The following is a 13,854-nucleotide window of genomic DNA, read 5'->3' as shown; positions in this document are numbered from 1 at the left end:
TGTTTAAATAGCAAACTCTTTAATTAGATTTTAGGATATTAATAAAATTATATTATTTACAAAGGAGAATAAGAATAATGATAAATGCAGTGATAATTGATGAAAAAGATAATGTTGCAGTAGCTATTGAAGCAATAGCTAAGAATAGTGAAATTAGTTTTAAATTAAAAGATAAAACAGTAAAAACGATTACAGCACTAGATGATATAACTATTTATCATAAGCTTGCTATAAAAGATATGGATGAAGGCGATAAAGTTACTAAGTATGGAGAGCATATAGGGGAAGCAAATCAGGAAATAAAAATTGGTCAACATGTACATATTCATAATGTTAGAAGTGTCAGAGAAGATTTGGATGAACAAGCTATGGTCAATGTATAAAATAATTCTTATAAGTTTATAGAATTTAAATTCATTGCTTTTTACTATTTAATAATTGTCAAATATGATTTTAAATATTTGATTAGTGAACAAAAGTTATAATATATAAAAATCACAGAAGGTATATAGATTATTTTAGGAGGAAATCAGTATGAAATTTTATGGATATAGAAGACCAGATGGAAGAGTTGGTATAAGAAACCACATATTAGTATTGCCTACTAGTGTTTGTGCATCAGATACAACTAGAATAATAGCATCTCAAGTTCAAGGGGCAGTTACTTTTAATAATCAAAATGGATGTTCACAAGTAAATTCAGACCAACAACTGACTATGGATGTTATGGCTGGATATGCAGCAAATCCAAATGTATATGGGGTAATAGTTGTTTCTTTAGGATGTGAAAATTGTCAGAATGATTTGGTAGTCGATGCAATAAAAGAGAGAACAAATAAGCCAATAAAAACTCTTGTAATACAGGAAGAACATGGAACCTTGAAAACTATAGAAAAGGCAGTTCGTTATGCTAGAGAAATGGCTCAAGAGGCGTCTTTGCTTAGAAAAGAAGAATTTCCAATATCTGAAATTATACTAGGAACTGAGTGTGGAGGGTCTGACCCAACAAGTGGATTAGCAGCAAATCCACTAATAGGTGAATTAAGTGATAAGTTGGTTGATTTAGGAGCAACATCAATTTTAAGTGAAACTACTGAGTTTATAGGAGCAGAACATATATTAGCTAGAAGAGCAGTAAATGAAGAAGTAAAAGAGAAAATATTACATATAGTACATAGATATGAAAATTCATTAAAATTAGTTGGAGAAGAGGTAAGAGAAGGAAATCCATCTCCTGGAAATATAGCTGGTGGTTTAACAAGTCTTGAAGAAAAGTCACTAGGTTGTATACATAAAGGTGGTCATAGACCAATAAGTGAAGTATATGATTATGCTAAACAAATTGATAAAAAAGGTCTTGTTATAATGGATACACCTGGGAATGATGCTTCATCTGTTGCTGGTATGGTTGCAGGAGGAGCTCAGATAGTAGTATTTAGTACAGGTAGAGGAACTCCATCAGGAAATCCAATAGCTCCAGTAATAAAGATAACTGGAAATAAAATAACTTTTGCAAATATGGAAGATAATATGGATTTTGACGCTAGCCCAGTCATATATGGTCCACAAACAATGGAAGAATTAACAGATGATTTATTAAATATGATTGTAGATGTAGCAAATGGAAAACAATCAAAAGCAGAGTCTCTTGGATATACTGAAATGGCAATAGCTAGAGTATGTAACTATGTATAAGATTTAAGTAAAAAACTGAATACATAGAATTTTAATAAAGGATGAGATTATGAAGTTTGTCAGTTTTACTGAAGGAAAAAATGAATGTAAAAGGATAGGAATTTTTTCTAAAGATGAATTATTTATTGTAGACATTAAATCCTTAAATCTTAGTAAATCTTTTAAGGATTTAAATGATTTAATTAAAAATATATCTAAAAGCGATATTATTAAACTAAAAAGTATTATAAAGGAAGGTAAATTCCACAATTATGATGCTTTTAAAAGAGAAGAATGTACTATACATGTTCCTATAGAAAAACCTATACATGATATTTTATGTGTGGGAGTGAACTATAAGGACCATCTTGAAGAAACTCAAACTCACTTTGATGATAGCTTTGAAGAACCCAAAAAAACAGTTTATTTTACAAAACGTGTGACAAAGGCGATAGGTCCAGAAGATGATATAGATGGTCATTTTGATATCAATAGTCAATTAGACTATGAAGTTGAACTTGGAGTAGTAATAGGTAAAACAGGTGTTAACATTAAAAAAGAAGAAGTCGAAGATTATATCTTTGGATACACTGTTATAAATGATATTTCTGCTAGAAAGTTACAAAAAGAGCATGTTCAATGGTTTAGAGGAAAGGGTTTAGATACATTTACATCTTTAGGTCCATGTATCTTACATAAAAGTGCCATTTCTTTTCCTATAAAACTTAAGGTATGCAGTAGAGTAAATGGTGAAGAAAGACAAAATTCTAATACAAGGTTATTCATATCAGACATTTCAGACATGGTTTCAGAACTTTCAAAAGGTATGACTTTAGAGGCTGGAGATATTATAGCTACAGGCACACCTTCTGGAGTTGGTATGGGGTTTTCACCTCCTCGATACATGAGTAGTGGAGATGTGATTGAATGTGAGATTGAAGGTATTGGAATTTTAAGAAATTACATTAAGTAAATGTTTTAATATAGCTAATGTTAAGACAAAACCTGAATGTATTAAACGAACATATTAAAATAAATTTTAGGAGTTTAAATTATGAAAGCAGAATTTTTGACACCAGTGGTTACAATATTTGATGAAAAAGGAAATTTAGATAAAGAAGGAAATAAGAAAGTATACGAACATCTTATAGATGGCGGTGTAGATGGTCTAGTTATAATGGGAAGCACTGGAGAGTTCTTTAATATGTCCATGGATATGCAAAAAGAACTTATAGACTTAGTAATTAGTCATGTTAATAAGAGAGTAAAAGTGTTTATAGGGACAAGCCGTATGAGTATAAAAGAATCTATAGAGCTTTCAAATTATGCGCATAATAGTGGAGCTGATGGAGTTATGATAATAAGTCCTTACTATTTCTCTCTTGATGATGACAGTATTGAGTTGTTTTATAGTGAAATAGCTAAAAACACAGAAGCTGAAATATATCTATACAATTATCCAGATAGAACTGGTTATGATTTGAGTCCAGAACTTACATTAAAACTTGTAAAAAAACATAAAAATATAGTTGGTTATAAGGATACAGTAACTTTGATGGGACACACTAGAGACTTAATAAATACTATGAAAGCAGAGTTCCCAAATTTTAAGATATACAGTGGTTATGATGAAAACTTTATACATAATGTAATGTCTGGGGGAGCAGGTTGTATAGGAGGTTTATCAAATTTAATTCCAGAAGTTTGCTCAAAATGGGCAGAAGCTTATAATAATAGAGATATGGACAAGGTTATAGAAATTCAAAAATATATCAACAAAGCAATGGATTTTTATTTAATAACAAACCCATTCATACCAGCAATGAAAAAAGCTATGAACATAAGAGGATTACAAGTAAGTGATTATATGACTGCACCTTTTATAAAACCAAATGAAAATCAAGTATGTGAGATTAAAAGATTGATGAATGAATTAAATATATGCTAACTGCTTAATTAGATATATAGCAAAAAAATAAAGAGTGCTTTAAAATGATTTTTATAGTCATTTTAAAGCACTCTTTATTTTATATGTAAAATCAACCTTGCAAAGTGACCAACAATAAACTACAATTATCTTAATAAAAATTAAATAATATTAGGGTACTAGATTAGTTTAATAGGGAAAGTGATGTAAATTCACTACAGCCCCCGCTACTGTATACGGATACGAAATCAAAATCCACTGAGATTTATATTAAATTTTGGGAAGGGTGATAGAGGAAAAGCCGTGAGTCAGGAGACCTGCCCAGTATTACATAGGTGCAATTTAGGGTGGAAATTGTAATTTATAATAAAATGAAATATCAATTCATTTTTTGTAAAGTTGATATATAAACTTCTCCTTTCTAAATTAGGAGAAGTTTTTTATTTTATTAAACGGTTATAATTATTAAAGATGACTTTAATATAGTTTTAATAAGAAATATTTTAAAAATGTATGTTATTAAAGTTTTTAACCACTTATAAAAATAAAATATTGGAGTGAAAGAGATGAAATGTAAAGTAAATGTTTTAAAGCAATTTTTTCTAATTATCATGATAGTTTTTTTAGTAGGAGGTCTTATAGGATGTAGTAAAAATGATAAAGATAATGCACAAGTTAGTAGTGGTAAGAAGTTAGAATTAAAATATGCAAGTGGATTTAGTGTTGAGGATTTGGAGGATGGAATTAAAAAAGTAACTGATGGAGATAAAAGAGAACTAATTTTAATACCTAAAAAAATTGAAATTCCTGAAAAATATAAAAATGCTAATATAGTTAGAACACCTGTAGATAATGTCTTAATAGCATCTACAACACAAGCTTGCTCTCTAAGAACAATAGGTGAGTTAGATAGTATAAAAGCAGTAACAACAGAAGAACAGTATTGGACTATTAAAGAAATTAAAGATTTAATGAAGGATGGAAAGATACATTATGTTGGTTCAAACTTAGCACCAGATTATGAAAAAATAGTAGACTTAAATCCTGATTTGACTATAGTGAGTAGTGGCTTGTCAGAAGCTGATACAAAATTTATTGATAAACTAAAAGAATTAGGACTTAATTATGTTGTAGATAATGAATATAAAGAGCAAAACCCATTTGGAAGAATGGAGTGGACAAGTTTAATAGCTGCATTTTATGATAAAGAAGATATAGCAACTAGTGAGTTGAATAAAACAGTGCAAAAGGTAGAAGAAGTAAGCAAAAAAATAAAAAACAAAAGCAAGCCTAAGGTAGTATGGGCATCTGTATATGAAGGAAATGCTTATGTAGCACCTAAAGATTCATATGTAGATAATATGATAAGAATGGCTGGTGGAATAAATGCATGTGCTTCAATAGATTCAAATGAAGGAAGAGTGAGTATTGAACAACTACATGAAGTTGCAAAAGATGCAGATATATTTGTATACTCATCAAGTTCAGATTATGCACCAAACTTAGATTCTATAAAATCTAGTGCACCTATATTGGCTGATTTGGATGTTGTGAAAAATGGTAACTTATGGGTGTTTGCACCAGATTATTATCAATCAGTAGATAAGACAGATGAATTAATAGTAGATTTAGTTGAGATGTTTCATCCAGGGACTACAGACGAAAAAATTAAGCATTATATAAATTATGATAAATAATATAGAATACGACACTAAAAGATGAGTTTTATGGATTTTAGTTAATATAGATTTGTTAAGAGGGGTATATAAATGGATTTTATCAATAAAATGAGAATAAAGAATACTACAATATTTATAGGACTAATTATAGGTATGATACTTACTTTTTTAGTGTGTGTAGCATTTGGCTCTGTAAAAATTGAGTTTAAAGAAATAATAGATGTTGTATTAAGAGGTATGGACAATACAGAACATTATAAAATAATATACAATATAAGGATTCCAAGAGTACTTGCAACCATGATGGGTGGAGCTTGTTTAGCAGTATCAGGAATCTTACTACAGATATTTTTTAAGAATCCAATAGTTGAACCATATATATTAGGTGTATCTTCAGGTTCTACCTTATCAGTAGCACTTATGCTTTTGGGTGGATATACATTAGGGTTCGAAAATGTAACTTCAATGAGTATATTTGTGGCAGCATTTATAGGAGCTTTGATTGTAATGTCTGTTGTAATTTTATTTGCAAGTAAGGTAAAGAATATAACAACTCTTTTAATAATAGGAATTATGACCGGATATGTGTGTAGTGGTATAACTAATGTACTACAATCATTTGCAAATAGCGAAAAATTAAAGGAATTTACTGTTTGGTCTATGGGAAGTTTTTCTGGATTTACTTGGGAGAAAGTAGAGATACTTATATTGATTGGTGTGTTAGGTCTTTTAATGAGTATATTTATAATAAAACCTCTAAATGCTTTTTTATTAGGAGAAGAGTACGCTAAAAGTATTGGTATAAATATAAAATTTTTTAGAGTTTTGGTAGTATTTATATCTAGTATACTAGCTGCAGTAGTATCAGCATTTGCAGGTCCTATAGGATTTATTGGACTTGCAGTACCACAAATTTCGAAATTGATATTTAAGACATCAGACAATAGAGTATTGATACCAGTGGTAATCTTTTTAGGAAGTATAGTTACAGCTCTTTGTGATTTAATATCAAGAGTAATTTTATCACCAGTGGAGTTACCAATAAGTACAATAACATCTTTATTAGGTGCACCAATTGTAGTAATCCTATTGATGAGAAGGAAGGACAGGTCTTAGATATGTTGAAAACTAATAATTTAAGTGTAGGATATAATAAAAGAGTAGTTGTGAGTGATATAAATATAGAGGTAAAAAATGGAGAAATATTATGTCTTTTAGGAAGTAATGGTGCTGGAAAAACTACTATATTAAGGTCTTTATCTAAACTTATAACGCCAATAAAAGGGGATATATATTTAAATGACATAGATGTAAATCATATATCAAGAAAGGCATTATCGAAAAAAATGGCTTTAGTACTTACAAATAGATTATTAGGCGATTTAATGACTGTACAAGATATAGTTAATATAGGAAGGTATCCATATACAGGATTTTTTGGTAGCTTATCTAAAAAAGATTTAATACTGGTAGATGAAGCATTAGAATCTGTAGATGCACTGCACTTAAAAAAAAGATATTTTGATGAACTAAGTGACGGAGAGAAACAAAAAGTATTAGTTGCAAGAGCTTTAGTTCAAGAGCCAGAAATAATTATATTGGATGAACCTACAACTCACTTAGATATAAAACATAGGTTAGAGCTTATAAATATACTAAAAAAATTAAGTAAGGAAAAATCAATTTCTGTAATACTTTCATTACATGAAATAGATATAGCATTAAAAAGTTGTGATAAAGTTGCTCTTATAAAGAACAATAAAGTCATAGCTTATGGACAGCCTGAAGATGTAGTGGATGAAGATATTATAAATTCACTTTATGAATTGGATGATAAAAATTTTAATAGTCTCTTAGGTGCAGTAGAAATTAGTAATAAATCTAAAAATGAAGTTTTTATAATTGGTGGTGGAGGTAAAGCTACACCAATTTATAGAGCTTTTACTAAAAAAGGAATAGGTCTATATTCTGGAGTAATACATGAAAATGATATTGATTATGAAATTGGTAGAACTATGGGAATAAAGATGTTTACAGAAAAGCCATTTGAGCCAATAAGTGATGAGAGTTTCGATTTGGCTATTAGAAATTTAAATGAGTCTAAGGTTATAATAGACACAGGGTTTAGTGTAGGAGAAACAAATAAAAGAAACCTAGATATTATAAAAGAGGCTTTAAAATTGGATAAAAAAGTTTATTCATTTAGGAACATAGATGAGAGTAAGAAATATTATAATGAGTTGAGTAATAATATAGAATATATAGATAAAGTTTCAAAAGTTATGGATAGTATCAGTATAGATAATTTGCTATAGATTATAAAATAAAATGTAATTGTAAACTACAAAGTGTATAAAAGAGTATCTTAATAATTTTCAAATATTATTAAGGATACTCTTTTTTTATTATTTAATTGTTCTATATACTATAAAAGGTATTCATTTATAAATAGCCAATAGCTTCTTCTCTAGTTAGAAAAAAGTGAATTCCTGTAGTTGATTCTTGCCATCTATTTTCATTAAATTCTTTAGCTATAATCGTTTCCCCCACTCGATATATGAAATTTTCATCAGCATATGCACGAGCACTTTTAAAAGATTCTTTACCATCTATACTTGTAATTGAGAGTACTTTTGCTTTGTCACATCTACAGGCATTTGATGTAGCAGATACTCTTTTTGCATCACTTGGGATTAATAATTGTACCATTCTAAAATTAAAACATTTTTTATAACCTATAAATGCTCCTTTTTCAGGACAGTACAATTTAAAGAAACGTGTACTTTCATCTGATATTAATCCATCCAAAGTAGCATATTCTAAATTGGAATTTTCTAAATTAGTTCCTCTAATATCTGAGTTAGATAAATCACAAAATCTGAAATTAGCTCCACTTAGGTCTGCTTTTTTTAATATAGAATTTTTTAATGAACAATTTGAAAAATAAGAATTACTAAAGCTAGAATTTTCTAAATCTGCTTTTTCTAAATTTAAATTAATAAGGTCAGACCATGAAAAATCAATATTACTTAAGCAGTATCCCTTTAAATCCATATTTTCTAATTTTACTTCTCTTAAATCTGCTCTTTCTCCATCATTGTTGTTTTTAAGCCATAGATAATGTTTTTCAAGTATTTTTTCAAGTTCATATTTAGAAATATCTCTCATAAAAATCACCTTCATGAATTTATTTTTATACCTTAATAATAGCAAAATAACTATATATATAATTATATAACAATAAATGAAAAACTCCTAATTATTGTATAAAATACTTAATATATTATTAAAATCTCAACACAAGAAATAAAAATACTATATGAAGAATATCTAAATTAATTTTATGTTAAATTAGTTAGAATTTCTTGAAAACAAATATAATATAAGCAAAAGAATAATAAAAGTTTAGATATAAAAAAATTTGTGTATATACTATATGTAGTATATAATAGATAAAGCGCTGACTATATGTAGTGCTTTTATTTTTAAAAAATACATATTATATTTATGAGGTTATATGCTATTTATAAAATTTAAACTGGTAAGGATTAAGTGGAATAATAAGCAAATTAAATGAAATTATAGCACAAGATTATGTTAAAAGGACGGTAAATAATGAATTGGATAGAGCTTAACAATCAAGTGATAATTAAAAATGAACAAGGTAAGTATCAATTAGAAAAGGACAAAGAAGCCTTAAGTAGTTACATAGAAGAATTTATAAAACCAAAGTTGAAAAAATTTAAAGATTTGGAAGAAAGATTAAAGTACTTAATAGATGAAGGTTATTATTCAGAAGAAGTAATAAATAAATACAGTATGGATTTTATCAAAATGGTATATAAGTTTATTGAGGAGTACCAGTTTAAATTTCAATCATATATGAGTGCAAACAAGTTTTACCAAAATTATGCATTAAAAAGTAATGATGGAAAAGAAATATTAGAAACATATAATGAGAAAGTATTAATTGTAGCTTTGACATTGGGAAATGGTAATGAAAGCTTGGCTCTAAGTCTTACAGAAAAAATAGTAAAACAAGAGTTTCAACCAGCTACCCCAACATTTTTAAATGCTGGAAGAAAAAGAGCTGGAGAGATGGTATCATGTTTCTTATTATCTGTAGAAGATAGTACAGAAGGTATATCATATGCTATATCTTCATCAAATCATTTATCAAAGATTGGTGGAGGAGTTGCACTAAATTTATCCAAACTTAGAGCATCAGGTGAATCAATCAAAGATATAGAAGGAGCAGCTGGAGGAGTTGTTGGTGTAGCAAAGATGCTGGAGCAATCCTTTAGTTATTTTAATCAAATGGGAGCTAGACAGGGTTCTGGAGCAGTTTATCTTACTGTATTTCATCCTGATTTTGAATTGCTGATGGATACAAAAAAGATAAATGCTGATGAGAAAATAAGACTTGCTACATTATCACTAGGAGCTATAATACCCGATAAGTTTATGGAATTAGCAGAAAAAAATGAGATTGCATATGCATTTTATCCTCACACTGTTTACAAGAAGTATGGAGTTTATCTTGATGAGATAGAAATGAATGAGTGGTACGAAAAGTTGGTTAATGATAAGGATATAAGAAAAAAAGAAATAAATCCTAGACAAATGCTGACTAAAATAGCACAGATGCAACAAGAAAGTGGATATCCATATGTAGTATACATAGACATAGCAAATAAGGAACATACATTAAGAGATGTTGGAATGGTCAAGATGTCTAACTTATGTTGCGAGATATTCCAATATCAGACACCTTCACAAATAGAAGGTTATGGGGGTAAAAATGAGTGGGGACAAGATATAAGTTGTAACCTTGGTTCTTTAAATATAGCTAATGTTATGGATAATAAAACTATAGAAAGTACAGTTGAGACAGCAATAAGGGCATTGTCATTTGTAGCAGATAGCACAGATATAAAACCAGTACCAACAGTTAGTAATAGCAATAGTAAGTCTCACTCTATAGGATTGGGAGCTATGAATTTACATGGATATTTAGTAAGAGAAAATATCTTATATACTTCAGAGGATGCCATAGAGTTTTCTAATGTATTTTTTGCAATGATTAGATATTACTCAATTAAAGCATCAATGAAAATAGCTATAGAAAAAAATCAAACTTTTGAAGGCTTTAATAAATCAGAATATGCTAAAGGTAGAAAAAGCAAAGTACTATCAAAATACTATGAGCAATCTTATTTACCAAAGTCAGAGAAGGTAAGGTCATTATTTGAAGGTATCCATATACCAACTAAAGAAGATTGGGCAAGTTTGTTAGATGAAGTAAAAGAAAAAGGCATCTATAATGCTTATTTGATGGCGATAGCACCAACCCAAAGTATTAGTTATGTGCAAAATGCTACATCAAGTATAATGCCAATTACTGAACCAGTAGAAGTAAGAACATATGGAGATTCTACTACAATATATCCGATGCCATTTTTAACAAATGACAATATATTATATTATCAATCAGCATACAGGATGGATATGAGAAAAGTAATAGATTTAGTAGCAACAGTTCAAAATCATGTTGACCAAGGCATATCAACAACACTGTTTGTCACAGATGAAAAGACAACTAGAGACATAGCTAGACATTACATATATGCATATAAAAAAGGTCTGAAAAGTTTATATTACACAAGAACAAAGATGACAAGAGACACTCATGAGTGTTTAGTATGTTCAGTATAGGGAGAGAAATATATGACATTTAATTTACATAAAATACATAATGCAGTTAACTGGAATAGAGAAGAAGATGGATTTACACAGGCTTTTTGGGAACAAAATGTAAAACAATTTTGGCTGCCTGAAGAAATATCTGTTTCTAAGGATATCAAGGTATGGAATGAACTAAGTGATAAGGAAAAGGAATTATATAAAAAAGTATTGGGTGGTTTAACATTATTGGATACAAAACAAGGGAATAATGGAATACCATCAATGATGAGTTTAACAGAAAATCTGCAAAGAAAGGCTGTCTTATCTTTTATGGGGACTATGGAAGAAATACATGCCAAAAGCTATTCCTCTATATTTATGACTTTACTTTCTAATTCGGAAATAGATGAGTTGTTTGAGTGGATAGAGACAGAACCAACTTTACAAAAAAAGGCTGATTTAGTTTTAGCTCAATATGAGAATACTACAAATCAAAAGGGCTTGTATTTATCAATGGTTACAAGCGTATTTTTGGAGAGTTTCTTGTTTTATTCAGGGTTCTTTTATCCACTATATCTATCTGGTCAAGGAAAGATGGTTGCTAGTGGAGAAATAATATCACTTATTCTTAGAGATGAGTCTTTGCATGGTAAGTATATAGGATTGCTTGCACAAGAAATATACGACGAATTTGATGAAATTGAGAAAAATAAATTAGAAGAGAATATGTACTCTATACTTAACAGCCTCATGGATAATGAAATAGAATATACAAATGTTATATATAAAGAAAGTGGACTTGAGAAAGAGGTTGTAAACTTTTTAAAATATAATGCAAATAGGGCTTTAGAAAATCTAGGATTTGAGAAATTATATACTGTAGATGCTATCAATCCAATTGTATTGAATGGTCTTAGTACGGAAACTAAAACACATGATTTCTTTTCAACGAAGGGGAATGGATACCAAAAAGGAGTATATGAGGAATTAGAAGATGAAGATTTTATAATATAATGTATAAATTGTGACACACTGTTGTCACTTTTACCATGATAATATCAATGTATAAAATATATATACGGAGGTATTTTTTATGAAATATGAATGGAGAAAAAAAGACAAAGAACTATACTTACCTAAAGAGAATCCTATAGTGGTTGAAGTACCAGAGCAAAAATTTATCATGTTAAGAGGTGGTGGAGACCCAAATGATAAAGAATTTACTGAAGCAATAGGAGTGCTTTATTCTTTGGCATATGCAATAAAAACTATGCCTAAGAAGGGAATTGTGCCAGAAGGATATTTTGATTATACTGTTTTTCCCTTAGAAGCTATATGGGATAAAGGAGAAAAAAGCAAATGTTCAGATATACTTATTAAAGAAGATTTAATTTATACTATGATGATACGTCAGCCAGATTTTGTTACACAGGACTTGTTGGATAAAGCTATTGATATAGTAAAAAAGAAGAAGCCACATAATCTTCTTGAAAAAGTTAGGTTTGAGTCTATGAATGAAGGATTGTGCGTCCAAATGCTTCATGTAGGTTCATATGATAATGAACCAGAAAGTTTTGATATTATGAGTGAATTTTGTAAAAGAAATAATCTTATAAGAAAATCTAATATACATCGTGAAATTTACATAAGTGATGCTAGAAAAGTATCGCCTGATTCATTAAAAACTGTTTTGCGTTTTGAGGCAAAAAGAGAAATATAAGTGTTCTATTGTGGTATTATATTGCTTTATTGTTATACTATAATAAAGTAATGAGGTGATTATATGAAAAGTAATAGATTGTTTGAAATTATTTATATCCTTTTAGATAAGAAAAAAGTAACTGCAACAGAATTAGCTGAACACTTTGAAGTATCTAGGAGAACTATTTGTAGAGATGTTGAAATACTGTCAGCTTCTGGTATTCCAATTTATACTGACAAAGGTAGAAATGGGGGTATAGGTATTTTGGATAATTTTACTTTTGATAAGTCCATTTTATCTGAGAAAGAGCAGAAAGAAATTCTAGCATCATTAGAAAGTTTAAATATGATTAAATATCCAGAGGTTGATTCAACTTTATCAAAACTTAGACCTTTATTTTGTAAGCCAGATATAAACTGGATAACTGTAGATTTTTCTCATTGGGGTAGCAATGATATAGAGAAAGATAAATTTATAAAAATAAAATCGGCCATTTTAGATTGCAATATTATAACTTTTGAGTATATAAATACTTATGGAAAAGTAACAAAGCGTTGTGTGGAACCACTTATGCTTTGGTTTAAAGAGAAGTCTTGGTATATCAAAGCTTATTGTCGTCAAAAAAGTGATTATAGAATTTTTAAGATTGTAAGGATGAGAAATATATGTGTTTGTGAACAGACCTTTATAAGGAGTATACCAATTGAAGTTGGAGAGATAAAAGAATATGAGAATGAAAGTGTTACTTTAAAGTTGAAAATTTCTAAAAATGTAGGCTATAGAGTGTATGATGAATTTGATATTGATAATATATTGCATGATAATGATGGAGATTTTGTTGTAACAGTAAAGTATCCAAAAAATGATTGGATTTATGGATATATACTTTCTTTTGGAAACAACATTGAAGTATTGGAACCAATAGATATTAGAAATAAAATTTTGCAAATTATAGATGATGTTAAAATGAAATATTTATAAAGATTGTAAAAGGTGAAGTCTGTTTAGACTTCACCTTTTTATTTTAGTTTCAATATTCGATTTAATTTCTTATAATACTTCCAAATATTTCTACTTTTATTGATATTATTATCAAATATTAATACTAATTATGTACATATCATTATATAATATTTATAGATTATTATATAAATAGGTTACTAGCAATATGTGTATATTATTATTTA

12 protein-coding genes and 1 riboswitch are annotated in these 13,854 nt (G+C 28.7%); of the genes, 11 read left to right on the top strand and 1 reads right to left on the bottom strand.

Going from position 1 to position 13,854, the window contains the following annotated elements:
- Positions 1 to 77: 77 nt before the first annotated feature.
- From ACTG47_RS16140 to ACTG47_RS16110, 7 genes are all read left to right on the top strand, one after another.
- Positions 78 to 383 carry a UxaA family hydrolase gene (locus ACTG47_RS16140; RefSeq protein WP_479925309.1) on the top strand — a complete coding sequence of 102 codons (306 nt, stop codon included), beginning with the start codon at positions 78 to 80 and terminating at the stop codon, positions 381 to 383.
- Between the two features lie 151 nt (positions 384 to 534).
- Entirely contained in the window at positions 535 to 1,695 is a 1,161-nt protein-coding gene (locus ACTG47_RS16135; RefSeq protein ID WP_169465299.1) for a UxaA family hydrolase, read from the top strand.
- A 49-nt stretch (positions 1,696 to 1,744) separates the two neighbouring features.
- On the top strand, positions 1,745 to 2,647 hold the full coding sequence (locus ACTG47_RS16130; RefSeq protein WP_479925308.1) for a fumarylacetoacetate hydrolase family protein: 903 nt from the start codon (positions 1,745 to 1,747) through the stop codon (positions 2,645 to 2,647).
- A gap of 81 nt (positions 2,648 to 2,728) precedes the next feature.
- Complete coding sequence (locus ACTG47_RS16125) at positions 2,729 to 3,622, top strand: dihydrodipicolinate synthase family protein (protein WP_479925307.1); 894 nt, start codon at positions 2,729 to 2,731, stop codon at positions 3,620 to 3,622.
- 135 nt (positions 3,623 to 3,757) lie between these two features.
- Positions 3,758 to 3,940, top strand: a riboswitch (cobalamin riboswitch).
- A 227-nt stretch (positions 3,941 to 4,167) separates the two neighbouring features.
- Positions 4,168 to 5,298 (top strand): ABC transporter substrate-binding protein, encoded by a 1,131-nt coding sequence (locus ACTG47_RS16120; RefSeq protein ID WP_479925306.1) that lies wholly within the window; start codon positions 4,168 to 4,170, stop codon positions 5,296 to 5,298.
- A 72-nt stretch (positions 5,299 to 5,370) separates the two neighbouring features.
- Positions 5,371 to 6,396: a FecCD family ABC transporter permease gene (locus tag ACTG47_RS16115; protein WP_479925305.1), complete on the top strand. Its 1,026-nt coding sequence runs from the start codon at positions 5,371 to 5,373 to the stop codon at positions 6,394 to 6,396.
- 2 nt (positions 6,397 to 6,398) lie between these two features.
- Entirely contained in the window at positions 6,399 to 7,595 is a 1,197-nt protein-coding gene (locus ACTG47_RS16110) for an ABC transporter ATP-binding protein (RefSeq protein ID WP_479925304.1), read from the top strand.
- 127 nt (positions 7,596 to 7,722) lie between these two features.
- Here the strand turns inward: ACTG47_RS16110 and ACTG47_RS16105 are convergent, their stop codons facing one another.
- Positions 7,723 to 8,448 (bottom strand): pentapeptide repeat-containing protein, encoded by a 726-nt coding sequence (locus ACTG47_RS16105; RefSeq protein ID WP_169465287.1) that lies wholly within the window; start codon positions 8,446 to 8,448, stop codon positions 7,723 to 7,725.
- Between the two features lie 447 nt (positions 8,449 to 8,895).
- Here ACTG47_RS16105 and nrdE point away from each other — a divergent pair, with 447 nt between their 5' ends.
- The 4 genes from nrdE to ACTG47_RS16085 all read left to right on the top strand — a co-directional run bounded on the left by nrdE (position 8,896) and on the right by ACTG47_RS16085 (position 13,648).
- The gene (nrdE, locus tag ACTG47_RS16100) at positions 8,896 to 10,995 is read left to right on the top strand and encodes a class 1b ribonucleoside-diphosphate reductase subunit alpha (RefSeq protein ID WP_479925303.1); all 2,100 of its coding nucleotides are present in this window, start codon (positions 8,896 to 8,898) and stop codon (positions 10,993 to 10,995) included.
- Between the two features lie 12 nt (positions 10,996 to 11,007).
- On the top strand, positions 11,008 to 11,979 hold the full coding sequence (gene nrdF, locus ACTG47_RS16095; RefSeq protein ID WP_479925302.1) for a class 1b ribonucleoside-diphosphate reductase subunit beta: 972 nt from the start codon (positions 11,008 to 11,010) through the stop codon (positions 11,977 to 11,979).
- A gap of 79 nt (positions 11,980 to 12,058) precedes the next feature.
- Positions 12,059 to 12,685, top strand: a complete 627-nt coding sequence (locus tag ACTG47_RS16090) for a GyrI-like domain-containing protein (protein ID WP_479925301.1) — start codon at positions 12,059 to 12,061, stop codon at positions 12,683 to 12,685.
- Positions 12,686 to 12,748: 63 nt separating this feature from the next.
- Positions 12,749 to 13,648, top strand: a complete 900-nt coding sequence (locus ACTG47_RS16085; protein WP_479925300.1) for a helix-turn-helix transcriptional regulator — start codon at positions 12,749 to 12,751, stop codon at positions 13,646 to 13,648.
- The last annotated feature ends 206 nt before the right edge of the window (positions 13,649 to 13,854 follow it).

Source organism: Clostridioides sp. LIBA-6622, from assembly GCF_056716095.1.
The sequence above is the reverse complement of the archived record's forward strand: the minus strand, read 5'-3'. Positions and strand labels throughout refer to the sequence as shown.